This is a genomic window from Montanilutibacter psychrotolerans (genome assembly GCF_003719825.1).
In the GTDB taxonomy this organism is placed as follows: Bacteria; Pseudomonadota; Gammaproteobacteria; order Xanthomonadales; family Xanthomonadaceae; genus Montanilutibacter; species Montanilutibacter psychrotolerans.
On sequence record NZ_RIBS01000002.1, the window covers coordinates 109,253 to 133,365 of the forward strand.

General features: G+C 69.3%; 18 protein-coding genes and 1 tRNA gene. 6 read left to right on the forward strand and 13 right to left on the reverse strand.

The genetic code is table 11. The annotated features are described in order from the left end of the window. Positions 1-53: 53 nt before the first annotated feature. Together EER27_RS04160 and EER27_RS04165 are read right to left on the reverse strand one after the other, a co-directional pair. Positions 54-1,109 (reverse strand): hypothetical protein, encoded by a 1,056-nt coding sequence (locus EER27_RS04160; protein ID WP_123086780.1) that lies wholly within the window; start codon positions 1,107-1,109, stop codon positions 54-56. Next, the gene (locus EER27_RS04165) at positions 1,106-1,675 is read right to left on the reverse strand and encodes an RNA polymerase sigma factor (RefSeq protein ID WP_123086781.1); all 570 of its coding nucleotides are present in this window, start codon (positions 1,673-1,675) and stop codon (positions 1,106-1,108) included. The genes EER27_RS04160 and EER27_RS04165 overlap by 4 nt, the downstream gene beginning before the upstream one ends. Before the next feature lie 237 nt (positions 1,676-1,912). Between EER27_RS04165 and EER27_RS04170 the strand changes: the two genes are divergently transcribed. Beyond that, positions 1,913-4,822 (forward strand): EAL domain-containing protein, encoded by a 2,910-nt coding sequence (locus EER27_RS04170; RefSeq protein WP_123086782.1) that lies wholly within the window; start codon positions 1,913-1,915, stop codon positions 4,820-4,822. Between the two features lie 6 nt (positions 4,823-4,828). Here the strand turns inward: EER27_RS04170 and EER27_RS04175 are convergent, their stop codons facing one another. From EER27_RS04175 to xseA, 3 genes are all read right to left on the reverse strand, one after another. Continuing rightward, positions 4,829-6,538 carry a vWA domain-containing protein gene (locus EER27_RS04175; RefSeq protein WP_123086783.1) on the reverse strand — a complete coding sequence of 570 codons (1,710 nt, stop codon included), beginning with the start codon at positions 6,536-6,538 and terminating at the stop codon, positions 4,829-4,831. 139 nt (positions 6,539-6,677) lie between these two features. Then, positions 6,678-8,108, reverse strand: a complete 1,431-nt coding sequence (locus EER27_RS04180; RefSeq protein ID WP_123086784.1) for an aldehyde dehydrogenase family protein — start codon at positions 8,106-8,108, stop codon at positions 6,678-6,680. A gap of 136 nt (positions 8,109-8,244) precedes the next feature. Continuing rightward, positions 8,245-9,576 carry an exodeoxyribonuclease VII large subunit gene (xseA, locus tag EER27_RS04185; protein ID WP_123086785.1) on the reverse strand — a complete coding sequence of 444 codons (1,332 nt, stop codon included), beginning with the start codon at positions 9,574-9,576 and terminating at the stop codon, positions 8,245-8,247. A gap of 170 nt (positions 9,577-9,746) precedes the next feature. On the opposite strand from xseA, the gene ispG reads away from it, so the two are divergent. Then, a complete protein-coding gene (gene ispG / locus EER27_RS04190) occupies positions 9,747-11,018 on the forward strand; it encodes a flavodoxin-dependent (E)-4-hydroxy-3-methylbut-2-enyl-diphosphate synthase (protein WP_123086786.1) in 1,272 nt (423 codons plus the stop codon). Between the two features lie 97 nt (positions 11,019-11,115). Beyond that, entirely contained in the window at positions 11,116-11,745 is a 630-nt protein-coding gene (locus EER27_RS04195; protein ID WP_223807204.1) for a phosphatase PAP2 family protein, read from the forward strand. A 138-nt stretch (positions 11,746-11,883) separates the two neighbouring features. On the opposite strand, the gene EER27_RS04200 is transcribed toward EER27_RS04195, so the two are convergent. From EER27_RS04200 to EER27_RS04235, 8 genes are all read right to left on the reverse strand, one after another. Continuing rightward, positions 11,884-12,516, reverse strand: coding sequence for a hypothetical protein (locus EER27_RS04200; protein WP_148040923.1), 633 nt, complete (start codon positions 12,514-12,516; stop codon positions 11,884-11,886). A gap of 174 nt (positions 12,517-12,690) precedes the next feature. Further along, positions 12,691-14,106 (reverse strand): pectin acetylesterase-family hydrolase, encoded by a 1,416-nt coding sequence (locus EER27_RS04205; protein WP_123086789.1) that lies wholly within the window; start codon positions 14,104-14,106, stop codon positions 12,691-12,693. Between the two features lie 319 nt (positions 14,107-14,425). After that, complete coding sequence (locus EER27_RS04210) at positions 14,426-15,340, reverse strand: DMT family transporter (RefSeq protein ID WP_223807166.1); 915 nt, start codon at positions 15,338-15,340, stop codon at positions 14,426-14,428. 156 nt (positions 15,341-15,496) lie between these two features. Then, positions 15,497-16,543, reverse strand: coding sequence for a UDP-N-acetylmuramate dehydrogenase (murB, locus tag EER27_RS04215; RefSeq protein ID WP_123086791.1), 1,047 nt, complete (start codon positions 16,541-16,543; stop codon positions 15,497-15,499). Positions 16,544-16,564: 21 nt separating this feature from the next. Next, positions 16,565-17,626 carry a quinone-dependent dihydroorotate dehydrogenase gene (locus EER27_RS04220; protein ID WP_123086792.1) on the reverse strand — a complete coding sequence of 354 codons (1,062 nt, stop codon included), beginning with the start codon at positions 17,624-17,626 and terminating at the stop codon, positions 16,565-16,567. A gap of 13 nt (positions 17,627-17,639) precedes the next feature. Then, the gene (locus EER27_RS04225) at positions 17,640-17,921 is read right to left on the reverse strand and encodes a DUF4190 domain-containing protein (protein ID WP_123086793.1); all 282 of its coding nucleotides are present in this window, start codon (positions 17,919-17,921) and stop codon (positions 17,640-17,642) included. A 49-nt stretch (positions 17,922-17,970) separates the two neighbouring features. Further along, a complete protein-coding gene (gene amaB, locus EER27_RS04230) occupies positions 17,971-19,503 on the reverse strand; it encodes an L-piperidine-6-carboxylate dehydrogenase (RefSeq protein WP_123086794.1) in 1,533 nt (510 codons plus the stop codon). Between the two features lie 119 nt (positions 19,504-19,622). Further along, a tRNA-Arg gene (locus EER27_RS04235) sits at positions 19,623-19,699 on the reverse strand. A 295-nt stretch (positions 19,700-19,994) separates the two neighbouring features. Between EER27_RS04235 and EER27_RS04240 the strand changes: the two genes are divergently transcribed. The 3 genes from EER27_RS04240 to EER27_RS17430 all read left to right on the forward strand — a co-directional run bounded on the left by EER27_RS04240 (position 19,995) and on the right by EER27_RS17430 (position 24,108). Then, positions 19,995-22,265, forward strand: a complete 2,271-nt coding sequence (locus tag EER27_RS04240; protein ID WP_223807167.1) for a type VI secretion system Vgr family protein — start codon at positions 19,995-19,997, stop codon at positions 22,263-22,265. Between the two features lie 86 nt (positions 22,266-22,351). Then, positions 22,352-23,983, forward strand: coding sequence for a hypothetical protein (locus EER27_RS04245; RefSeq protein ID WP_223807168.1), 1,632 nt, complete (start codon positions 22,352-22,354; stop codon positions 23,981-23,983). Continuing rightward, the gene (locus EER27_RS17430; protein ID WP_263316925.1) at positions 23,980-24,108 is read left to right on the forward strand and encodes a hypothetical protein; all 129 of its coding nucleotides are present in this window, start codon (positions 23,980-23,982) and stop codon (positions 24,106-24,108) included. The genes EER27_RS04245 and EER27_RS17430 overlap by 4 nt, the downstream gene beginning before the upstream one ends. The last annotated feature ends 5 nt before the right edge of the window (positions 24,109-24,113 follow it).

The following is a 24,113-nucleotide window of genomic DNA, read 5'->3' on the forward strand; positions in this document are numbered from 1 at the left end:
CCGGCCCGATGCGGCCGGCAATACGCCCGCGGGTGCGAAGCCAGATGGCACCTTCAGCGTTCCAGCGCGCGCAGGTCGTCGGGCACGCGCACCCTGGGGTGCGTGCTGCGGAAGCGCGCGAGGCTGGCCCGGGCGAGGTCGATGTCCCCGTGCGAGCGATGGTCGCGGATGCGCTGCAGCCAGTCGGCCGGGTCGAGCGTGGCGTCCGCGGCAAGTTGCGCGGCATGGGACGTTTTGTCCGCATCCAGGTCGGCACGCTTGACCCGGCTGCCGGTGACTTCGACGCGGTCCAGGGCGTCGGCGGCCGCGCGGTCACGGTAACCCTCGGGGCTGGGCACACCGGCTGCCACGGGCGCGGCAGCGGCCTTGCGCGCGACGGGCGCTTCCTCGCGCGCGCGCTGGGCCGCGGTGGCCCGCGCGGAGTTGGTGTAGGTGGCGCGCTGTCGCTGTTCCGCGGCCGGCGCCGGGGGCGCGGCCGGGGCGGCGGCTTCGGCCATCGCCGGGGCAGCGGCGGCGTCGCTGGCGAATGTGTCGGCGGCAGCTGCCGCGGCGTCGGCCTCGGGTTCGCTTGCGACGACCGGCGCCGGTTGTGCTGGCGCGCTGGCGGCCGCGACGGATCCGTCGACGCCTTCCTGCCGTTGCGCGCCCATCGGTGCGTTGGCCGCTGCGCCCGGGGCCTGCTGCATCGCGGTCGGCGGCAGTGTGGCGGGCGGCTCGCCCGGCGGTGGTGGCGGCGCCGGTACGGTCAGGTCGCGATCTGGCCTGGCGATCGGCTCGACGACGATGAAGCCGTCGTCCTCCGCCGTCGGACCCTCGGCGGCCGTACTGTCCACCCGCTCCATCGGCCGCATCTGCCAGACCACGCCCAGTGCCAGCACCAGGGTGGCCGCCATGCCGACGCCAGTGATCAGGCCGCCCGCCGGCATGCCGGTCAATGCCAGCCAGCGCCGGCGCCGCGGACGCGCCGGAGCGGCCACCGCAGCGTGTGCGGCGGCCAGGATCCGGGCGTCGAGCGCGGGCGGCGGCCCGTCGTGCGGACCCAACCGCGTCAGGCGGTCGGCCAGCGCGCGCTCTTCGGGCGTCAGCGGTTCGGTGGGGTGGCGGTTCATTCGTTGAGCCTCGCGCGGAGCTTGTCCATCGCGTAGCGCAGCCGCGATTTGACGGTTTCGCGACCGGCGCCGGTGATGTCGCCGATCTCTTCCAGGCTCAGCTCCTGTTCGAGTCGAAGCTGCACCACCACGCGCTGTTCTTCGGGCAGTTCCTCGATGGCCAGTTGCAGGCGGCGGCGCTGCTCGAACTCGGACAGCTCGCGCTCCGGGGTGGTCGGGTCGGGCACGCGCGCGGCGCGCTCGTCGGCATCCGTCGGCGCGGCAGGCCGATGCCGCAGTCCGCGCCAATAGTCGTTGAGCCGATTGTGGGCGATGCGGAACAGCCAGGTGCTGAATGCGGCATCGGGCTTCCAGCCGGCACGGGCGGCGATCACGCGCTGCCAGACGTCCTGGAAAAACTCGTCGGCGAGCGCTGCGTCACGCAATTGGCGCAACAGGAAGCGGTACAAGGGGCCGCGGTGTCGGGCGTACAGAATTTCGAACGCAGCGACGTCGCCGGCCACCCAGGCCTGCATCAACACATCGTCGCCCGGCTCCAGGCCAGCGTGGTCCGCACCGGAATTCATCGGCGCAAGGTTACGGGTTGACGTTGCCGACGGGAAGCCGCTGCGGCAAGGTGCAGGTACCGAGGCAAGGCGCGGCGTCGGGCGGGACAGGGGCAGGGGCGATAGCTGGGTCACCCTCATGGCAACGGCCGGGGGCGTGCGATGGGGTTGGGCCGGCACCTGTACGGCGCGGTATCCTGCAGGAATCAAGAGGGGCTGGGCGCGGTGCAAACGAAGGGCAACAGGCACACGACCGGGATGGCAGGCGAACTGCAGATCCCTGCCGATTCACTGGCAAACGCCCTGTTGGCGGCGCTTCCGGCTGGCTCCACGCTGGTGTTGCGCTGGCGCGATGGCGGCGGTGCCCAGGGCGGAGCGGGCGCCGGCATCGAGGTGGCGGCCCTGGCGACACGCGCCGACCGCCTGCTGAACAGCCGCAGCGAAGCCGTCTGCAGCCCGGTCCGGCTCGAACGCACCTGGCTGGACAAGGACGAGGAAACGTCGGTGGTGCTGGTTGCCGCCCCGGCGCAGCCCATGGCGCCATCGGCGGCACTGGGCTGGCTGCGGCTGGCGCAGGCGCTGGTCGAGGCGCACCTGGCGGCGGCACGACAGCACGCGCGCGCCGAGTCGCTGCGCAAATCCGAGCGCCTGCAGCAGGCCTTGTACGAGATTGCCGACCTGGCCGGCTCCGACCTCGAGTTGAGCGACATGCTGCGCCGCATCCACGGCGTGGTGGCCGGCCTGATGTACGCCGACAATTTCTACATCGTGCTGTACGACGACGTGCGGCAGACGATGCGCTTCCTGTACTTCGCCGACCAGCTCGACCCCTACCAGGCCGATCCGGATCGCTACATCCGCGCCGAGGACATGCCCAACAGCCTCACGCTGGCGATGCTGCGCCACGGCGAGCCGTTGCGTGGCAACTCCGTGGAGATCCGCAAACAACTGGGTGTGGCCTCCGACGCTGAGATCGACACGGCGGCGCTCGAAAAGGACCAAGGGCCCGACAGCGAGGATTGGCTGGGCGTGCCGATGCGCCGCGACGACCGCGTCTGCGGCGCGATCGTGGTGCAAAGCTACGACCGCCCCGACAGCTACCGCGACGAGGAGCGTGCACTGCTGGTGTTCGTCGCCCAGCACATCCTCACCGCGCTCGACCGCCACCAGGCGCGCGAGGAACTCGAACTGCGCGTCGAAGAACGCACCCGCGCGCTGCAGCAGAGCAACCGCGACCTGCAGGCGGAGATCGTCGAACGCCAGCGTGCCGAACGCCTGCAGCGCGCGTTGTTCCGCATCGCCGAGCTGTCGATCACTTCCGAGACCCTGGAGCGCTTCTACGCCCAGGTGCATGACGTGGTCGGCGAGCTGCTGTACGCGCGCAATTTCTACATCGCGCTGCTGTCGGAGAACGGCGAGAACCTCGACTTCCCGTACTCCATCGACGAACGCGACATCAGCCGCCTGCCGCGCCGCCTGTCGGCGGGCCTGACCGAGTACGTGATCTCCAGCGGCCAGCCGTTGCTGGCCGATCGCGCGCGCATCAACGGCCTGGAAGCACGCGGCGTGGCTCGCAGCCACGGCGCGCTGGCGCATTGCTGGCTTGGCGTGCCGCTGGTGCGCAATGACTCGGTCGTCGGCGTGATTGCCGTGCAGAGCTACTCGCCGGCCATCACCTTCAGCGCGCGCGACCAGGACCTGCTGACCTTCGTCGCCCATCACATCAGCATCGGCCTGGCGCGCAAGCAGTCGCAGGACCGCCTGGTCAGCGCGCATGCCGAGCTGGAACAGCGCGTGCTCGACCGCACCCGCGAACTGGCCCAGGCCAATGCCGAGCTGCTCGAGCAGATTGGCGAGCGACTGCGCGCCGAACAGCAGCTCACCCACCAGGCGCGCCACGACGCGCTGACCGGCCTGCCCAACCGCAACCAGCTGCTCGACCGCCTCAGCGCCGCCATCGCGCGCGCCCATCACGACCCCTCGCGCCTGTTCGCGGTGCTGTTCCTCGACCTCGACCGCTTCAAGCTGGTCAACGACAGCGCCGGGCATTCGGCCGGCGACGAACTGCTGATCGAGGCCGGACGCCGCATCGTCTCGGCGGTGCGCGGCGCCGACACCGTCGCGCGCCTGGGCGGCGACGAGTTTGCGATCCTGATCGAGGACCTCGAGGCGCTGCATGTGGCCGAGGAACTCTCGCAGCGCATCCTGACCGCGCTTGGCCAGCCGTGCTGGGTGGCGGGGCGCGAAGTGTTCCCGTCGGCCAGTCTCGGCATCGCCCTGTGGCACCAGCGCTACCGCACCGGCGCCGAACTGCTGCGCGACGCCGATGCGGCGATGTACCGCGCCAAGGCCGCGGGGCGCGATCGCTGGGCGGTGTTCGACGAAGCGATGCGCGAGCAGGCCGTGCACATCCTGGATCTCGAGGCCGACCTGCGCCGGGCGATCAACGGCGAGGGTTTCGTCGCGTTCTACCAGCCGATCGTGCGGCTGTCCGACCACGCCGTGGTCGGTCACGAGGCGTTGCTGCGCTGGCGGCACGAGCGCCGCGGCCTGCTGTTGCCGGGCGAGTTCATCGGCCTTGGCGAGGACAGCGGCCTGATCGAGGAAGTCGACTGGGTGATGTACCGCCAGGTCACCCAGCGCCTGGCGATGGGCGGCGAGGGCTATCTGTCCATCAACGTCTCGCCGCGCCACTTCCGTTCGGCCGATTTCGCCGACCGCCTGCTGCACCTGCTGGACGATGCCGGCGCCGACCCCAGCCGCCTGCGCATCGAGATCACCGAGGTGGCGCTGCTCGACGACGTGCCGCGCGCGCTGCGCACCCTGCGCACGCTGCGCAGCCACGGCGTGCTTGCCCAGCTCGACGACTTCGGTACCGGCTTCTCGGCGCTGTCGTACCTGCACCGCTTCCCGATCGAATGCCTGAAGATCGACCAGAGCTTCGTCGCCGGCCTGGTCGGCGAGAACCAGACCGAAAGCATCGCCGTCGTGCGCGCGATCCAGGCGCTGGCCGGCACCTTGGGCATCCACACCATCGGCGAGGGCATCGAGACCGAAGCCCAGCGTCGCGTGCTGCGCGAGCTGGGCTGCGGCCAGGGCCAGGGCTACCTGTTCGGTCGCCCGGCCGAGAACATGGTCAGCGCGGTTGCGCTGGCCGTGGGGCACTGACCGCGGTCATTCGCTGACCGCCACCTCGCCCTGGGCGGCGGCATCGCCGGCCAGCATCGGCCGAGCCAGTTCCATCAGCTCGATGAAGCCCGCGCGCTCGCCGCCGCGATCGTCGCCCTGGGCGCCACGCGCCGTCGCCGCAACCGCGTCCCAGCTCCAGCCATCGAAACGGCTGCCGCCGCGCAGCAGGTCGGCGAATCCGGCGACGGCCGCGGCAAATCGCATCGATTCGCCGGCCGCCGGCTTGAGCTGGCTGCGCAGGATCGGCGCTTCGATCAGCCGGCTGGTGTCCTGTTCGGGGCGCTTGTAGCGCAGGCGCACGTGGGCGACCTCGCGGGTGTTGCCGGCCGCAGGGGCATCGGCGCCGTAACGCAAGGCCGGCAACCGGTCGCCGTCGGTGCCGGTGGGGGTGATCTCGTACAGCGCGGTGACCTGGTGGCCCGCGCCGATGTCGCCGGCGTCGACCTTGTCGTTGGCGAAATCCTCGCGATTGAGCAGGCGGTTCTCGTAGCCGATCAGACGGTACTCGGCCACCGTGGCCGGGTTGAATTCGACCTGGATCTTGACGTCGCGCGCGATGGTCATCAGCGTGGCGCCCATCTGCTGCACCAGCACCTTTTGCGCTTCCTGCACGCTGTCGATGTAGGCGTGGTTGCCGTCGCCCACGTCGGCCAGCTTCTCTGCCAGCGCATCGTTGTAGTTGCCCTGGCCGAAGCCGAGCGTGGTCAGCGCGATGCCGGACTTGCGCTGGTCGCCGACCATCGTCTCCAACGAACCGCCATCGACCGTGCCGACATTGAAATCGCCGTCGGTGGCCAGGATCACCCGATTGCTCCCGCCTTCCACGAAGGCCTGCCGGGCCGTCGCATAGGCCAGGCGGATGCCGTCGCCGCCGTTGGTGCTGCCGCCGGCGGACAGGCGATCGAGCGCGGAGAGGATCTCCTCCTGGCGGTCTCCGGCGGTGGGCGGGAGCACCAGTCCGGCGGCGCCGGCGTAGACCACGATCGAGACGCGGTCCTGCGGTCGCAGTTGCCGGGTCAGCATCGCGAACGATTCCTTCAGCAGCGGCAGCTTGTCGGGCGAGTTCATCGAGCCGGAGGTGTCGATCAGGAACACCAGGTTGGCCGGCGGCAGGCTCGCCTTTGGCACGTCGTAGCCCTTGATGCCGATCATCAGCAGCTGGCGTTTGCTGTTCCACGGGGCCAGCGCGAGTTCGGTGCTGACCCGGAACGGCGTTTCGCGCGATTGCGGTGCGGCGTGGCCGTAGTCGAAGTAGTTGAGGAACTCCTCCGCGCGCACCGCGTCGGCCGGCGGGCGCTGGCCCTGGGTCAGCATGCGGCGGACGTTGCTGTAGCTGCCGGTGTCGACGTCGATCGAGAACGTCGACACCGGTTGCTCGGACGTGCGCTGCACCGGGTTGTCGTCGCGCTGCGCGTACTTCTCGGTGTTGGCGACCGGATGTCCGGCGATCGCCTGCATGGGTTGCGCCAGGTAGCCGTTTAGAGACGGCGCGCCAGCCGGTGCGCGGCGGGCGAGCTCGGCGCGCTGCTCGCGGCTGCCGGTGACGGCAACGAACTCGAGCGGTGCTTCCGGCGCGCGGCCTTCGGTGGGGTCGGACTCTTTGTCGGACGCGGAAGCGGCCGAGTCGCCGGCGGTCTGGCAGGAGGTCAGCGCGGCGCAGCCGAGGATCGCGACGAACAGCAGATGGCGTTTCATGGGGTACTCCCGTGGTGGACGGAAGCTCGAACGCACGGTGCTGGCGGGTGGGGTTGCCCTGGCGAAGAAAACCTTTCGGCCAGTGACGAGCGGGCAGCGAGCGGGGCGCGAGCCCGCTCGCTGCTCACGCCGCGCAGGCTCACACCGTGCGGATCACCAGCAAACGCGGCTCGGTCATGTCGGCGATCGCGTGGCGCACACCCTCCCGGCCCAGCCCGGAGTGCTTCACTCCGCCATAGGGCATGTTGTCGACGCGGAAGCTCGGCACATCGCCGACGATCACGCCGCCGACGTCGAGCCGGTCCCAGGCCCGCATCGCGTGGTCGAGGCGGCCAGTGAACACGCCGGCCTGCAGGCCGAACTCGCTGTCGTTGACCGCGTCGATCGCGGCATCGAAGTCCTCGAACGGCTCGAGCAGTGCGACCGGCCCGAACGCCTCGCAACGGTTGAGCAACGCATCGCGCGGCACCTTCTCCAGCAGGCTCGCCGGCAGCAGGTTGCCTTCGCGCGTGCCGCCGGCGATCAGCTTGGCGCCGGCCTTGCGCGCCTGGTCAATCCACGACGCGACACGGATCGCCGCGTCCTCGTCGATCATCGGGCCGATGAAGGTGGCCTCGTCGCCGGGGTCGCCCATGCGCAGCTTGCCGACCGCCGCCTTGAGCTTGCGGCGCAGCTTGTCGTACACCGCCGCGTGCGCGTAGATGCGCTGCACGCTGATGCAGCTCTGGCCGCTCTGGTAGTAGGCGCCAAACACCAGCCGTTCGACGACATGATCCAGCGACGCCCCCGGATCGGCGTCGACGATGCACGCCGCGTTGCCGCCCAGCTCCAGGGTCACCTTCTTGCGTCCGGCACGCGCCTTGAGCTCCCAGCCGATCGGACCGCCGGTGAAGCTCAGCAGCGCAATGCGTTCGTCCTCGACCAGTTGCGCGGCGTCCTCGTTGGAGCACGGCAGCACCGAGAACGCGCCGCGGGGCAGATCGGTCTCGGCCAGCACCTCGGCGATGATCAGCGCGCCCAGCGGCGTCTTGGCCGCCGGCTTGAGCACGAACGGGCAGCCCGCGGCGATGGCCGGGGCAACCTTGTGCGCGACCAGGTTGAGCGGAAAATTGAACGGCGTGATGAAACTGCAAACGCCCACCGGCACCCGTCGTGTGATGCCACGGTAGCCGCGTGTGCGCGGCGAGAGCTGCAGCTCGATCGTCTCGCCCTCGATGCGCGTCGCCTCGCCGGCGGCGATGCGGAAGGTGTCGATCAGCCGGGCCACTTCGCCGCGCGCGTCGCGGATCGGTTTGCCTGCCTCGATGCACAGCGCGCGCGCGAGTTCCTCGCTGCGCTCACCGAAGCGGCGCACGCAATGTTCGAGCACGTCGCGTCGGGCATCGGGCGTGAAGGCGGCCATGGCGTCGCGCGCCTTGTGCGCGGCGACGATCGCCTTTCTCACCGTGCCCGCATCGGCCATCGCCACGCGCGCGACACGCCGGCCGCTGTACTTGTCGTGGACGTCGAGCTGGCTGTCGGCCATGACCGGACGATTGGCCAGGTAATAGGGGTAGCGCTTCTTCAACATGCGGGGCTCCTTTCCACCGGCGCTGGAGTGGCGAGGTTAAGCGCAAACGGGATGCGCCGGCGTGCACGTGCGCTGGCTGCGTTCACTCGCTGTGCCTTCGCTTGCGACCAGGCCAGCCCGGGTGGCCCGCGCGGGACTACTCCACGCGCAGCCGCAGCTCGCCATCGACGAGGCGGGCGGCCACGCGATCGCCGGGCGCGGCATCCAGCACGCTGCGCACCACGCGGCCGTCTTCGGTCCGCAGGATCGCGTAACCGCGGGCGACGGTTGCCAGCGGGCTCACCGCTTCCAGCGAACGGGCCAGGCCGCGCAGGCGCAACGCGTCGTGCGCCAGGCGGCGCGCCATCGCCGCCTGTGGACGCTGGGCCACTGCGGCCAGGCGCGCTTGAAGGCGGTCCATGCGGCGTTGCGGATGGCCAGCGCGCAGCACCGCCTCGGCATGCCGCAGCCGTGCACGCTCGCGCTCCAGGCGGCGTTGCCAGGCCGCGGACAGGCGTCGCAGCGCTTCGGCCTGGCGACGATGCAGCAGGTCCAGGCGCGCGCGAGGTCGCAAGGCGTGCAGGCGAAGCGCGGCACGGTCGGCGCGTTGCATCGCCTGCCGCAGGCGTTGCAGTTGCAGGTTGCGCAGGCGCGCGTCGATCGCGGCCAACCGGCGCAGCAGGTCGTCGCGGCTGGGCACCAGCAGTTCGGCCGCGACCGACGGCGTTGGCGCGCGCAGATCGGCAGCGAAATCGGACAGGCTGAAGTCGGTCTCGTGGCCGATCGCCGACACCACCGGTGTCGAACTCGCCGCGATCGCTCGGGCCAGGGCCTCGTCGTTGAACGCCCACAGGTCTTCCAACGAGCCGCCGCCGCGCGCCAGCACCAGCACGTCGTAACGCCCGCAGGCATCGGCGCGCTGCAGCATCCGGGTGATCTGCGCGGCCGCGCCGTCGCCCTGCACGGGCACCGGCAGCACCTCGGCGTCCACCAGCGGAAAGCGCCGGGCGAGTACGCTGAGCACGTCGCGCACCGCCGCGCCGCTGGCCGAGGTGATCACGCCGATTCGCGACGGAAACGCCGGCAACGCGCGTTTGCGCTCGGCGTCGAACAGGCCTTCGGCCTGCAGGCGCGCCTTGAGTTCGTCGTAGGCGCGGCGCAGCGCGCCTTCGCCGGCTTCTTCCATGTGGTCCAGCACCAGCTGGTAGTCGCCGCGCGCCTCGTACAGCGTCAACCGGCCGCGCGCGAGCACGCGCAAACCCTCGCGCGGCACGAATTTCAGCCAGCTGCTCTTGGGCTTGAACATCGCGCAGCGCACCTGCGCGCGCGCGTCCTTGAGCGTGAAGTACAGGTGTCCCGAGGACGGCCGCGAGAGATTGCCCAGTTCGCCTTCGACCCACACCAGCCCGAACGCGCCTTCCAGCAGGTCGCGCGCCAGCGTGTTGAGCTGGCTCGGGCTGAGGACGTGGTTGGCGTCGTCGCGGTTCATCTGCGGTGGGGCATCGCGATCGGGCGGGCCAAGGTAACGCAGGCGCCGTCCCCGGTCACGCCGGGCTCGCATGGCGGCGCTGCGGGCAGCCACCGGTGGGCACGTCGTGACGGGGCGTGCTGAACCCGGAACAGGGCAAGCGCCGCTGGGCGGTGGCTTACAATAGGGGGATGACGACCGACCAGATTCTGCCCTGCGCCAACCCCGGATTCGGCCCCTTGCCGCGCCGCCTGACCCGAGCCGTCACCATCGGTGGCGTCCAGGTCGGTGGCGGCGCGCCGGTGGTGGTGCAGTCGATGACCAACACCGACACGGCCGATGTCGCCAGCACCACCAAGCAGGTGGCCGAACTGTGGCGCGCGGGTTCGGAGATGGTGCGGGTGACGGTCAACACCGCCGAAGCCGCCGCCGCGGTGCCGCGCATCGTCGACAAGCTGGCGATGATGGGCATCGAGGTCCCCATCATCGGCGACTTCCACTACAACGGGCACCAGCTGTTGACCGCCGAGCCGGCCGCCGCCCAGGCGCTGGCCAAGTACCGCATCAACCCCGGCAACGTCGGGTTCGGCAAGAAGAAGGATGCGCAGTTCGCAACGCTCATCGAGCTGGCGATCAAGCACGACAAACCGGTGCGGATCGGCGCCAACTGGGGGTCGCTCGACCAGTCGCTGGCCACCCGGCTGATGGACGAGAACCACCTGCGCGCCGAACCCTGGGACGCAGGCCGCGTGCTGCGCGAGGCGCTGATCCTGTCGGCGCTGGAGTCGGCCGCCCGCGCCGTGGAGATTGGCCTGCCGGCCGATCGCATCGTGCTCAGCGCCAAGGTCAGTGGCGTGCAGGAGCTGGTCGCGGTGTACCGCGAGCTGGCCCGCCGCGGCGACTACGCGCTGCACCTGGGCCTGACCGAGGCCGGCATCGGCAGCAAGGGCATCGTGGCGTCGAGCGCGGCGCTGGGCGTGCTGCTGCAGGAAGGCATCGGCGACACGATCCGCATCTCGCTGACGCCCGAACCGGGTCAGGCGCGCAGCAACGAGGTCATCGTTGCTCAGGAATTGCTGCAGACCATGGGACTGCGCGCGTTCACGCCGATGGTCACCGCGTGCCCGGGCTGCGGACGCACTACCAGCACGTTCTTCCAGGAGCTCGCGCAGAAGGTGCAGGAGCACGTCCGGGCGAAGATGCCCGAGTGGAAGGTCACCCATCCGGGCGCGGAGAACCTCACGCTTGCGGTGATGGGCTGCATCGTCAATGGCCCGGGCGAATCGCGACACGCCAACATCGGCATCTCGCTGCCGGGCACGGGCGAGGCACCGGCAGCGCCGGTGTTCGAGGATGGCGAGAAGACCGTGACCTTGCGCGGCGAGAACATCGCCGACGAGTTCGTCGGCCTCATCGACCTCTACGTCGAACGGAACTATGGCGGGAATGCCCGCGTCGCCTGAACCCGGGCGCGACGCGGTCGACGTTGCGTCGCAGGCCGCCAGCACGGCACTGCAGGTTGAAGCAGGCCTGATCGCGCGCCTGCTGCGCCGGCATGGCATGCGCCTTGCCCTGGTGTTCATGGGCTTGCTGCTGCCGCTGTGGGGGTTTGCCGAGCTGGCCGACGAGATTCACGAGCGAGCGGAGATCCCGTTCGACGAACCGATCCTGCGCCTGGCGCATTCGCTGGCGCGCGACGGCTTCGACCGCCTGTTCGTGCTGGTCAGCCGAATCGGCTATCTGCAGGGCGTGGTGCCGTTCGACATCGTGCTGGTGCTGGGCCTGACGCTGTGCCGGCGGTTTCGCGAAGCGGCGTTTGCCGCCATCGCGTTGGCGGGTTCGGCGTTGCTGAACCTCGCGGCCAAGCCGGCGTTTGCGCGCGACCGACCGGCGCTGTGGGAGTCGATCGCACCCGAGCACAACTTCAGTTTTCCCAGTGGCCACGCCATGGGCTCGATGACGCTGGCGTGGGTGCTGGTGCTGCTGACGTGGCACACGCGATGGCGCTGGCCGGTGGTCGCGGCCATGGCGGTGTTCGTGCCGCTGGTTGGGTTGTCGCGGATCTACCTGGGCGTGCATTTCCCGTCCGACATCCTGGCCGGCTGGGCCGCGGCCTCGGTATGGGCGGTGGCGGTGTACTTGCTGGTGTTCCGGGGCGACTTCCGGCCTTGGCGCTCGCAAACAGCCTAGGCCGGGGAAGCAAAGCGCACCCCGGCATACGAGATCGGCACGCGACGTACCCGCAACCGCCGACGCATTTCCTCCTCACCCGTCATCGGACATCGCGCCCCTCACCCCGAATCTCGCAGGAGCGCGCCGGTTCACGCATCAATGCGTGTCCGCGTACGCCAGCTGCCGCTCCTGCTGAAGGCGTTGGCGCAGGTACGTGTCGCGGGGAAGTCCGCCGGGGATCCGGGTCATGGCCATCACCTCGCGGACGATGCGCGCCTCACGATGCTTGTAGTCGTTGAACGCGGGGTCATTGCGCTGCGCTTGAAGGAAGGCCGCGTTGCGCGCGCGGGCATGCGCGCGGTAGCGCTCGACCAGGTCGGTGATGCGACGCACCTGGGTGGCTTCGTCGCCGTCGTCGGCGCGGATCAGGCCGATGCGCAGCATCAGGGTTTCGCCGGCGGACAGCTCGCCGGCCCGTTCGTAGTGATCGATCGCGCTGGCCAGGCGCCCTGCGCGGCGTGCGCGCTCGGCCGGGTCGAGGCCGGCGGCCTGGCGCGCGAACAATCGGGCGTCGCGCTGGAAGGCAAGGCGGTCGCGGTAGGCGCGCACGCGCGGATCGTTGCGCCACGCCTCGGGCACGCCGGGATTGCCCCGCGCCGTTCCCGGGTTGTCCGTCCGGTCGGTGGCGGCCGCCACGGGTGGCGCGGCTTGCCGCCACTGCGCGACGCCCAGCGTTCCGCCGATGCCGAGCACGAGCACCACCACTACCGCGAGGTTCCGTCGTTTCATCGAAAGCTCCCTGTGGGTTCGACCGTGCCGCGACGTGCGGCCATCGCGGCATCTGCTCCGGGGCGCCGCCGCGCCGCGCCTGAGGCGTGGGTAAGCCGCCCCTGGCTTGCCCACACCCGCCCGACGGACCCGCCGCGGTCAATCGCGGCGGGCCCCGGCGACGCTCGGCAGTGTTCAACCACCGGCCAGCAACTGGTCGATCAGCGCGTAGAAGATGTTGTACGGCTTGGCGCGATCGGCCGCGTCGTTGGCCTCGGAGGCGTCCATCACCGCGCCTTGGCCGTTGAGCACGTTGTCGATGAAGTTGCCCAGCTGCAGATTGCGCTCCTGCACGTCGCCATGCTTGAAGTCGACGATGCTGTCGCAGTGGCTCTCGTTGAGCGCGCGGAACTGCGGGTAGTAGCCGCCGACGTTGGGCAGCGCATCGGTGGTCTGGCGCAGCCGGTGGGTGTCGACCGCCCATTTCTGGTGGATCAGCGCTTCCTTCGCGGCTTGGGTCGGCGCGTTGGCGATGTCGTCGTGGAAGCGCTCGTACGAGTACGACGAGTAATTCAGGTCCTGCCAGAAGTAGGTGATGCCCAGGCGGTCGCCCGGACGCTTGGCCGCCAGCGCAGGAACCACCGTACCCAGGTCGGTGCTGTTGAAGCCGTGAGCACCCAGGCCCGCCGCGGCGTACGCCAGCGGCCCGTTGGCCGCGTCCATGCCCCAGGCCGAGCGGATGGTGGTGAACAGCGGTTGCGACGGGTACTGGTTCGGATCGGCGCCGACCGGAGCGCTGAACACCGGGCCGGAGTCGTCGATCAGGAAGCCGCGATCGGCGGCCAGATCGCCGCGCATGTGTTCGTAGTTGATCAGGCTGCCAACGCCGCCGGCGCTGCAGCCGGTCTGCACCAGCTGGGTGGGACGCGGCAGGTGGTTCTTCATCCAGGCCACCACCGCGCGCTGGTTGCGCAGGCCGTTGTGGTGATAGACCAGCGGCGGCTTCTCGCCCCGCGGGTCGGGGTACACGGCCACCTTGTCGCCGGCATAGATGTCGCCCGTGCAGTAGGGCACGTAGACCAGGTTCCAGTTCTGCGTCTTGACGTAATCGGCGGTGATCGACACCCGCGTGACGAAGGGGCTGACCAGGCTCGCCGAAGGGTTGAGCAGGCTCATGTAGTCGTCGGGGATGCCGTTGGGATTGCGCGCGCCGCGCTTGGTCAGGCCCTGGCAGCTGTCGTAGTCCCAGCATGCGCCGCCACCTTCCATGTAGATGAGCGTGTTGCGGGTGTTGGGCACGCGGTTGACGAAGATCTTGAACGGCGAACCGTTGCTGCACACCGCGCCGGTTTCCGGCGCCATGCGCACGGTCTGCCAGCTGTAGTAGAGCCCGGGCTGGAACCCGTCGCTGAAGCCGTCCGCGTGATCGCGCAGCGGGTAGCTGGCCGCGTTGGCCTGGTCGCTGGTGACGCGGTTGTCGGCCGGCGGCGGTGAGAACAGGTTGGCGATCTGTTGCCACCACCAGTAGTCGCCGTCTTCGGCCAGGGCGGCCGGAGCGGCCAGGGCCAGTGCGATGCCGAGTGCGAGGCTTGCCGAGTGCTTGCGGTCCATGGGCGTATCCCTCCGGTCAGTCCTGTGAGCCGTGCCAGCACGCCCTGCAAGGAATGAGCAGCCAATCCTGGGCGCCGGTTGCCGTAACCATACGGCTGCGTAGTGATACGGGCCGGCTTCCGGCGGGGTCAACGACGGCGGCCGGTTGGCGCCGAATACGGCCGCGAACTGCCCGCGCGGCGGCCGGTTTACCCCCCTTTCGCGCTGCCAGGCGGCGTGTCTTCGCTGCGTTGCACAAGCGGAGACGTGGCCGGTGGTTCATGGGCCGGCCATCTCGGGCGGCACCACCGTTGGCTCATCAGGGCAAGCGCACCGCCAGTCACTCGCCCGGCTTGGCACCCGTGAGTGGCGCGGAGGTCTGCGCGTTGCGCGCCAGCACCGCCTCGCGGCGCGCGATGTAGGCGTTGGCGGCGAAAATGATGCCGGCGCCGATCGCCGTCCAGCGGTCGATGTCCTCGTTGAACAGCAGGAACCCGAACAGCGCCACCACCGGCAATTGCATGAAGCTGATCGGGGTCAGCGCGGACACGTCGCCCAGTTTGATCGCGCGCGTCCACAGCATGTGACCCGCCGTGCCCAGTCCGCCCGCGGCAGCCACCCACAGCCAGGTGATGCCTTGCGGCCATTCCCACACGAACAGCGCCGGGCCCAGCGACATCGGCACCCACAGCAGCGTGGTCCACAACACGATGCGGTCGGCCGGTTCGGTGGCCGAAAGCTGCTTGATCTGGATCGACACGAGTCCGCTGAGCACGGCGGCCGCCACCGCCACCAGGCTGGCGGCGGAGAATTCCGCGCTGCCCGGGCGCACGATCACCAATACGCCGATGAAGCCGGCCACCACCGCCACCCAGCGTCGCGCGCGGACGTGCTCGTGCAGGAACCACACCGCGGCGATGGTCACGAACAGCGGCGTGGAATACGACAGCGACACGGCCTGGGCGAGCGGCAGGTTGCCGATGGCCCAGAAGCTGCAGAACATCGACACCACGCCGATCAGGCAGCGGAACAGGTACTTGGGCAGGCGGTCGGTCCGCAGCAGCCCCGGGCCGTGCTTGAACACCAGCGGCAACGCGGCCACGACACCGAAGAAGTTGCGGAAGAACGCGATCTCGAACGTATGCAGGGTTTCCGATGCCAGCCGGATCGCCACCGTCATCAACGCGAAGAACAGGGTGCTGCCGAGCATGAGCAGGGCGGCGCGAGCGTGCGGGTGACGGGGCGTTGTCGGCATGGGGCTCGGGTGGGTCAGCGGTGGCGTGGTCCGGGACCCGCGGATCCGGTTGCAGCATGCGTTGGCGCCGCTCCGGGGAGATCGCCGACGGCGCGGCGCGCACGCCGGTGATCGGGCGCGCCGCCGTGGGCGCTGCAGTGCCGTCTCGGCATCGGACTACCAGCTGGCGCCGATCACGCGAGGCTCGGGCTCCAGCGCGACGCCGAAGCGTGCGTGCACCGACTCGGCGATACGACGCGCGAGGTCGAGCAACTGCTGGCCGCTGGCATGACCGTGGTTGACCAGCACCAGCGCGTGCGACGCGGCGACGCCGGCGTCGCCGTCGCGATGCCCTTTCCAGCCGCAGGCATCGATCAGCCAGGCCGCAGACAGCTTGCGACTGTGCGCGTCGTTGCCACGGAATGCGGGCAGGGCGGGGTGTTCGGCCAGCAGGGCGTCGGCCTGCGTTGCCGGCACGATGGGGTTCTTGAAGAAACTGCCGGCGTTGCCCAGCCGGTCCGGGTCGGGCAGCTTGCGGCGACGGATCGCGATGACCGCGTCGGCGACATCGCGTGGCGTCGGTGCGGTGATGCCTTCGGCGTCGAGCTGTTCGCCGATGCCGGCGTAGTCGAGTTTCAGTCGCGGGCTGCGCGGCAGCGCAAACTCCACGGCGGTGACGATGTAGCGATCGGGCTGCTGCTTGAACAGGCTGTCGCGGTAGGCAAACCGGCAGGCGTCGCGGTCCAGCCGGTGCAGTTTGCCGGTCGCCGGCTCGAAGGCTTCGACCGCGTGGATGTAGTCGCAGACCTCGACGCCGTAGGCACCGATGTTCTGGATCGGCGCAGCGCCGGCGGTGCCCGGGATCAGCGCCAGGTTCTCGAGCCCGGACAGGCCGATATCGAGCGTGCGCAGGACCAGCTCGTGCCAGATCACGCCGGCGTCGGCACGCACGATGGCGCCGTCGTCGTTGTCGCTGCCGGGAACCACGGTGGTGCGGCGGCCGGCCAGGGCCAGCACCACGCCGGCCGGGTCGCCGGCGAACAGCAGGTTGCTGCCGCCACCGAGCACCAGCGCGATCCCGTCGCTCAGCTCGGGGCGTTGCAGCACCTGGGGCAGGGCGCCGGCGTCGGCGACTTCGACCAGCATCGGCGCACGCGCACGCACGCCGAAGGAGTTGCGCGACTGCAGCGGAGCATCGCGGGTGATGCGGATGGCGTCATTCATGCGATGCGGCAGACCGGTCCTTCAGAGCGTTGGTGGCACGTTGCCGCGGCTGGGGGCTTCCTTGCGTCGGCGGATCGCCTCGACGCATTCGTGCACCAGCGCCGGGCCGCGATAGACCAGGCCGCTGTAGCACTGCACCAGGCTCGCGCCGGCCGCCATCTTGGTGACCGCGTCGGCGCCGGTGAGGATGCCGCCCACGCCGACCAGCGGCATGGATTCGGGAAGGCGCGTACGCAGCATGCGCAGCACCATGGTCGATTGGGCCATCAACGGCTTGCCGGACAGGCCGCCGGCTTCGCCCGCATGGCGCGAGCCCTCGACCGAGGTGCGCGCGATGGTGGTGTTGGTGGCGATCACGCCGTCGACGTGCAGGTCCGATAGCACGCGCGCGGCCGCTTCGATGTCGGCGTCGGACAGGTCCGGCGCCACCTTGACCAGCATCGGCACCCGCTTGCCGTGCTTGGCGCCCAGCAGTTCCTGCATGTCGCGCAGGATGGTCACCAGGCGGCGCAGGGACTGTTCTTCCTGCAGCTCGCGCAGTCCCGCGGTGTTGGGCGAGGAGATGTTGACGGTGATGTAGTCGGCCAGCGGGTAGACGCGCTCGAGGCAGTGCAGGTAGTCGTCTTCGGCCGACTCGTTGGGCGTGTCGCGGTTCTTGCCGATGTTGATGCCCAGCAGGCCCGCGCCCTTGCGGCGCGCGCGTTCGACATTGCGCACCAGCGCATCGACGCCGGCGTTGTTGAAGCCCAGGCGGTTGATGACGGCCTGGTGCTCGGGAAGGCGGAACATGCGCGGCTTGGGGTTGCCGGCCTGCGGGCGCGGCGTGACCGTGCCGATTTCGACGAAGCCAAAGCCCAGCGCGAGCAGCGCGTCGATGTGCTCCCCGTTCTTGTCCAGCCCGGCGGCCAGGCCGACCGGGTTAGGGAAAGTCAGGCCGAATACCTTGGTGGGCAGCGGCTCGGACGTGGCCGCCAGCAGCGGGTTGAAGCCGCTGCGGTAAGCCGCTTCGAGCGCCTTGAGGCCCAGGCCGTGGGCGCGCTCGGCGTCGAGGTGGAACAGGAAGGGGCGTGCTAGCGAGTACATGTCGGTCCGTGACTCAGTTCAGCGCGGCCAGCCAGGCCAGTCCGCCAAAGAACGCCAGAAAGGCCAGGATGCCCAGCACCCACAGCAGTGCCGAAACCCATCCCAGCACTAGTCCGGCGACGGCCATCGCATCGCCTTCCAGGCGTTGCGGCTCGCGCCGGATTTCGGCGCGGGCCAGGTGGCCGAGGATGATCGCGCCGATGCTTCCGAGCAGGGGTAGCACCGTCCAGCCCAGGATGCCGGCAACCAGGCTGACGACGGCGAGCGTGCTGGTCTGGCGGGTACTGGTCTGCATGGTGCTTCCCTGTGTCGGTTGGCGCGGCGTGGGATCAGAACTCGAACGATCAGAACTCGAACTTGATGCCCTGGGCGAGCGGCAGCGCGTCGGAGTAGTTGATCGTATTCGTCTGGCGGCGCATGTAGGCGCGCCAGGCATCCGAACCCGACTCACGACCACCGCCGGTCTCCTTCTCACCGCCGAACGCGCCGCCGATCTCGGCGCCGCTGGTGCCGATGTTGACGTTGGCGATGCCGCAGTCCGAACCGGCCGCCGACAGGAACGCCTCGGCCGCCTTCAGGTTCTCGGTGAAGATCGACGACGACAGGCCCTGCGGCACGGCGTTCTGCAGCTCGATCGCCTCGTCCAGCGTCTTGAACTTCATGACGTACAGGATCGGGGCGAAGGTTTCGGTCTGCACGACCTCGGCATCGTTTTCCAGGCCGGTGACGATGGTGGGCAGCACGAAGTTGCCGCGACCCTCGATGGCCGCGCCGCCGGTCTGCACCGTACCGCCGGCCGCCTTGGCGTTCTCGACCGCATCGAGGTAGGCCTGCACCGCGTCGCGGCTGTTGAGCGGGCCCATCAGGTTGGTCGGGTCGGTCGGGTCGCCGATCTTCTTCTCGACCTGCTTGTACGCGGCGACCAGCTTGGCCAGCACGTCATCGAAGATCGATTCCTGGACGAACAACCGGCGCGTGGTGGTGCAGCGCTGGCCGGCGGTGCCGACGGCGCCGAACACGATCGCCGGGATCGCCAGCTTCAGGTCGGCGCTGGCGTCGACGATGATGGCGTTGTTGCCGCCCAGCTCGAGCAGCGAACGGCCCATGCGGCGCGCGACGCGCTCGCCGACCATGCGGCCGACCTTGGTCGAACCGGTGAAGCTGACCAGCCCGATGCGCTTGTCGTCGACGAACGACGAGGCCAGCTCGGTGCCGGCGTCGTTGAACAGGAAGAAGATGTCCGGGAAACCGCCGGCCTTCAGCGCGTCGTTGCAGATCTTCATCGAGGCCACGGCCGACAGCGGGGTCTTCGGCGACGGCTTCCAGATGGTGATGTCACCGCAGATGGCGGCGATGAACGAGTTCCAGGCCCACACGGCAACCGGGAAGTTGAACGCCGAGATCACGCCCACCAGGCCCAGCGGGTGCCACTGCTCGTACATGCGGTGGCCCGGGCGCTCGGAGTGCATGGTCAGGCCGTACAGCTGGCGCGACAGACCCACGGCGAACTCGCCGATGTCGATCATCTCCTGCACTTCGCCGTCGCCTTCGGGCTTGGACTTGCCCATCTCCAGCGCGACCAGCGAACCCAGTGCGTCCTTGTGCTGGCGCAGGGCGTCCGCGCACAGGCGGATCGCCTCGCCGCGGCGCGGGGCCGGCGTGGTGCGCCACACCTTGAAGGCGGCCTGGGCACGCTCGACGATGGTGTCGTAATCGGACTGCGACGACGCCTGGACCCGGGCCAGGACGTCGCCGGTCGTCGGATTGATCGATTCGAGCACACCGGCGTCAGCGGTCGCGGACCACTGGCCGCTGCCGAGGTAGGTGCCCGACTCGGTGTCGTTCAGGCCGAGGGCGGTCAGGACGGGGTGGGTCATTGCGGTAACTCCCTGGGGCGGTTGCCGGCCGGGATGGACGCCCCGACACGGCAAGCTATTGAGAAGTCCGGCCGTCTCGGGCCGGGCTCTTGCGCACAAACGCGCGACAGATGGTGGTCTGGCGGCCCCGACACGATTCGAACGTGCGACCTGTCCCTTAGGAGGGGACCGCTCTATCCAGCTGAGCTACGGGGCCAAGCTTGCCATTTTTGCACGAACCGCAGGCCGGCCGGAAATCGCCGGTCCCGGCCCGGCCTTGTCACCGGGCTGATCTGTCATCGGGCTGACACGTCGGCACGATGCGATTGACCTGCGAACGCCATCACGTGCGGTCAGGTACGTTCGGGCTCAGAATCGGTTCATACAGCAGGGCGTGAACCGACTAGCCTTTATGGCGAAACCAGTGAGCGACGTGCGCCGGACCTGCACCCGCAGGGCAAAGGCGACGCCTGACCGATAGCCGCAACGGCGGCATGCAAAGGAGATGCACCGTGTACGGATACACCCCCGAGGCCTTGGCCCGCGTCGTCCGTTTCAACCAGGACACCCGTCTGATCCGTGTGACCTCGCCGCTGAGCCCCGAGCCCTTCGTCGTGGCGCGCTTCCAGGGCAGCGAGTTCGTGTCGCGGCCGTTCACCTACGACGTGGAGCTGCTCTCGCCCGACGCCCACCTCGAGCTCAAGCAGCTGGTCGGCCAACCGCTGATGCTCAACCTGCAGACGCCGGCCGGCGACCGGCAGTTCCACGGTTACGTGCGCGAGTTCGCCCGCACCGGCACCGACGGTGGCCTGGCCCGCTACCGCGCCAGCGTCAGCCCGTGGTTCGCGTTCCTCGAACACTCCGCCAATTGCCGCATCTTCCAGGCGTTGTCGGTGGTCGAGATCGTCGAGCAGGTCTTCGAGGGCTATTCGGGACTGGCGACGGTGCGCTACGACGTCACCGCCGGCGCCTACCCCAAGCTCTCGTACTGCGTGCAGTACAACGAGTCCGACTTCGCGTTCGTGTCGCGCCTGCTCGAGGATGCGGGCATCCACTACTTCTTCGAGCACAACCAGGAAGGCCACACGATGGTCCTGGCTGACGACTCGACCACCAGCAAGCCGATCGACCACGCACCGCGCGTGGCCTGGCAGGCCGAGCAGGGCGTGCAGGTCGAGAACGGCCTGGACCATTGGGCAACGCGCCGGCGTGTCGGCTCCAACGTGCAATCACTCAAGAGCTTCGACTTCAAGCAGCCGCGCAGCCCGCTCGCGGCCGACCGCCTGCTCGATATCCCCAGCGGCGTGCTGCCCAAGCTGGAGACGTACCGCTACGACGGCGCCGCGCGCTATGCCGACAGCCGCATCGGCGAGGCACTGGCGGGCCTGCGCGCGCAGGAAGAGGCGTGGCAGACCAAGCTGTTCGAGGGTGCCGGCAGCCACCGCCTGCTGCAGGCGGGCCGTCACTTCGAGCTGTACGGGCACTACGACCACACCGAAGCCGAATCCGAGACGCGCGAGTTCCTGCTTCTCGAGGTCCATCACGAGGCGCGCAACAACTTCAACGAGGATTTCGATGACGTGGTCGGCGGCATCTACCGCTGCCAGGTGACCTGCCTGCGGCGCAAGATCGCCTACCGGCCGTTGCGCAACACCCCGCGTCCGCGCATGCCCGGTCCGCAGACCGCGACCGTGGTCGGCCCGCCGGGCGAGGAGATCCACGCCGACAAGTACGGCCGGGTGAAGGTGCAGTTCCACTGGGACCGCCTCGGCCGCTTCGACGAAAGCAGCTCGTGCTGGGTGCGCGTGGCCAGCCCCTGGGCCGGCAGCGGCATGGGCGGCGTGTCGGCGCCGCGTATCGGCCAGGAGGTCGTGGTCGACTTCCTCGATGGTGACCCGGACCGTCCGATCATCACCGGTCGTGTCTACAACGAAGACAACATGCCCCCGTTCGGCCTTGAGGTCAGCGGCATGAAGTCCCGGACCGTCAAGGGCGAGGGCCACAACGAAGTCACCATGCACGACGGCGCCGGCAAGCAGCTGCTCAACATGCACGCCCAGCGCGACATGGCGACCACGGTGCAGAACGACCAGACCGCGTCGGTCAAGAACAACAAGTCCACCGACGTGGCCAACAACCACACGATGAGCGTCGGCGTCGACCAGACCATCTCGGTCGGCGGCAAGCGCGGGATCAGCGTGACCGGCGACGACTCCCTGACCGTGACCGGGGCGCGAACCAGCACGGTGACGGGCATGAAGACCAGCACCGTCAAGGGCCCGGTTACCGAAACCTTCGAGACCGGCCAGACGCTCACCATTCCCGGGGTCGGCTACACCGAGACCATCACCGGCCCACTGAAGACCACCCTGACCGGCCCCTACACCAGCACGCGCTCCGGTGGTCCGTGGACGGAGACCATCGAGGGTCCGGCCGAGTGGACCGTGGCCAAGAAGTTGACCGAAACCCTTCAGTCGGGGCGCAACGTCAACGTGAACAACCTGGACAAGCGCCATGTCGAAGGCGTGGTCGAGGATTCCAATGTGGGCGAGCGCACGGTCACGGTGACGGGCAACCTCACCCATTTCGCCACCGGCACGCAGGTCAACGCGTCCAAGGGCGACATGGCGGTGGTGTCGGACAGCCTGGTCGCGATGGGCGTAGGCGAAGCCTCCGGCATCTCGATCACCAGCGGCGAGATCACCATCTCCTCGGGTGGCTCGACGATCGTGATCAATGCCGCAGGCGTCACCGTCAACGGCGCCAAGATCAATCTGAACTGAGTCGTTTGGTGGCCGCCACGCGGCCACCCAGGACGCCGTATGCGGCGAACGCACCATGCGATCGCCGCCGCAGGGAGTAGCAAGCAATGAGCGAAGCCAAGAGCCCCGTCGAAAAGCGGATCGACGACCTGCGCGATCTCTGGATCGAGGCGACCGAATCGCCAGACGTGCGTCTGGTGGTCTGGCGCATCCCCGGCAATGCCGACCGGATGCTCGCGGCGTTCTTCGAGGCGCACAAGCACTCGGAGGTCGCGATGACGCCCGATTTGTTCGTCAATTTCGACGCCCCCTTCGAAACCGGTTTCGGCTACAGCCGCGCGCTGCTGGACACCTTGCAGGTGGGCTACGTGGGCAGTCGCGAAAGCCTCAAGGAACAGGGCGCCGCCATCGACTGGCAAGGCGCCCACGCCGAGTACCCCGATAGTCCGATGGGTGTGGTGAAGATGTTCGAGTCCTTCGCCACGCACTACCAGCCGCATCTTCGCTACTTCGCCGCCAACCTCTCGCCCTCGCGCGTGAGTTCGGCGCAGGCGTTGGAACACTGGCTCGACAACGCCCTTGCTGCGCCGGTGGCTGCGAACGTGCGCCTGTCGATCGTCGACCATGCCGAGTCGAAGCAGTGGCAGGCGCTGGTCGAACGCCACGGCAAGGCGGTGCGGGTGATCGATGCGCCGATCGACATGTTCGACATCGCCCGCGCGACCGCCGCGCAATCCGGCGGTGCCGGGCCGCAGACGGCGTACCGGCAGATGCTGGCCGACGTGATGACCCTGCTTGAGCGCGGCACCGCGGCGCAGACCGCCAAGCGTGCCGACAAGGCGCTGGCACTGGCCGAGCGCCAGCAATGGCCGGATCAGCAGGTGGTGCTGCACATGGCCGTGGCCGGCGGGCACCTCAAGGAGAAGCAGCTTCCCGAAGCGATCGCGCGCTACCGCAGTGCGCGCGAGTGCGCCACCAAGGCCGAGCTGGCGCAGCACCCGGCCGGCGCCAACCTGGTCATGCAGACCTGGTTCGGCGAAGCCGGCGCGTGGTTGACGGCCGAGCAGCCCGAACGTGCCGCGCAGGCGTATGTGGAAGGCGCCGAGGCGGCTCGGCGCGTGCCCAACGCGATGTTCGTGCTGGAAGGCCTGCGCATGGCGGGTTTCTGCCTGGCATCGGCGGGCAAGCGTGAGCCCGCGCGCGAGCACTATCTGGCCGCGATGGCCGAGGCGCGCGCGATGCCGCCATCCGACCGACCGATGACAACCCTGCCGCTGCTGCTGCAGGACATGCTGCGTCTGCAGGACGCGCGCCGCGTCGAGAAGATCGAGCAATGCGCCACCGAATACCAGGCCGAGATCGCGGCCGCCCATGCGCAGGCCGAAACCGATTCGACCAAGCTCGGCGCAGTGCCGGTGCCGGCGGCGCTGGAGAAGATCGAATCGGCAATGTTCGGCCGTTTCGAGACCAGCTTCGCCAAGGTCTGCCATGAGCGCGAGCGCCTGATCGCCGGCGGCGATGAATTCTTCCGCAAGGTGGTCGCGGTGGGCCGCGATTTCCTGCACGCCACCTGGAACGGCTTGCCCGACGTCAAGCACCCGCTCGACAAGGACGTGCCGGAATGGAGCGCGCCGCCGAAGTTCGCCGAGCTGCCGGATCCGTCCGACCTGCTGGAGGGTGATGCCAAGGCCGGCGGCGCGAAGAGCGCGGCGCCTGAGCTGGCGGAGCAGATCGCGTGATCCTGCGTCGGTGGATCGTGCTGGGCGCGTTCATCGTGGCGGGCATCGCGGTCGTGTATTGGCTGGGTGACCAGCACAACGAAGAGGTTCGCGCGTTTCTGCGAGGGCTACGTCGCATCCTGTGAGGGAT

What these genes read in the sequence shown, in the direction of transcription:
- EER27_RS04245 (WP_223807168.1), top strand. Translation starts at nt 22,352, where the DNA reads ATGAGCGAAGCCAAGAGCCCCGTCGAAAAGCGGATCGACGACCTGCGC.
- EER27_RS04195 (WP_223807204.1), top strand. Translation starts at nt 11,116, where the DNA reads ATGCGCCTTGCCCTGGTGTTCATGGGCTTGCTGCTGCCGCTGTGGGGG.
- murB (WP_123086791.1), bottom strand. Translation starts at nt 16,543, where the DNA reads ATGAATGACGCCATCCGCATCACCCGCGATGCTCCGCTGCAGTCGCGC.
- amaB (WP_123086794.1), bottom strand. Translation starts at nt 19,503, where the DNA reads ATGACCCACCCCGTCCTGACCGCCCTCGGCCTGAACGACACCGAGTCG.
- EER27_RS04170 (WP_123086782.1), top strand. Translation starts at nt 1,913, where the DNA reads ATGGCAGGCGAACTGCAGATCCCTGCCGATTCACTGGCAAACGCCCTG.
- ispG (WP_123086786.1), top strand. Translation starts at nt 9,747, where the DNA reads ATGACGACCGACCAGATTCTGCCCTGCGCCAACCCCGGATTCGGCCCC.
- EER27_RS04180 (WP_123086784.1), bottom strand. Translation starts at nt 8,108, where the DNA reads ATGTTGAAGAAGCGCTACCCCTATTACCTGGCCAATCGTCCGGTCATG.
- EER27_RS04165 (WP_123086781.1), bottom strand. Translation starts at nt 1,675, where the DNA reads ATGAATTCCGGTGCGGACCACGCTGGCCTGGAGCCGGGCGACGATGTG.
- EER27_RS04175 (WP_123086783.1), bottom strand. Translation starts at nt 6,538, where the DNA reads ATGAAACGCCATCTGCTGTTCGTCGCGATCCTCGGCTGCGCCGCGCTG.
- EER27_RS04210 (WP_223807166.1), bottom strand. Translation starts at nt 15,340, where the DNA reads ATGCCGACAACGCCCCGTCACCCGCACGCTCGCGCCGCCCTGCTCATG.
- EER27_RS04200 (WP_148040923.1), bottom strand. Translation starts at nt 12,516, where the DNA reads ATGAAACGACGGAACCTCGCGGTAGTGGTGGTGCTCGTGCTCGGCATC.
- EER27_RS04205 (WP_123086789.1), bottom strand. Translation starts at nt 14,106, where the DNA reads ATGGACCGCAAGCACTCGGCAAGCCTCGCACTCGGCATCGCACTGGCC.
- EER27_RS04220 (WP_123086792.1), bottom strand. Translation starts at nt 17,626, where the DNA reads ATGTACTCGCTAGCACGCCCCTTCCTGTTCCACCTCGACGCCGAGCGC.
- EER27_RS04160 (WP_123086780.1), bottom strand. Translation starts at nt 1,109, where the DNA reads ATGAACCGCCACCCCACCGAACCGCTGACGCCCGAAGAGCGCGCGCTG.
- xseA (WP_123086785.1), bottom strand. Translation starts at nt 9,576, where the DNA reads ATGAACCGCGACGACGCCAACCACGTCCTCAGCCCGAGCCAGCTCAAC.
- EER27_RS04225 (WP_123086793.1), bottom strand. Translation starts at nt 17,921, where the DNA reads ATGCAGACCAGTACCCGCCAGACCAGCACGCTCGCCGTCGTCAGCCTG.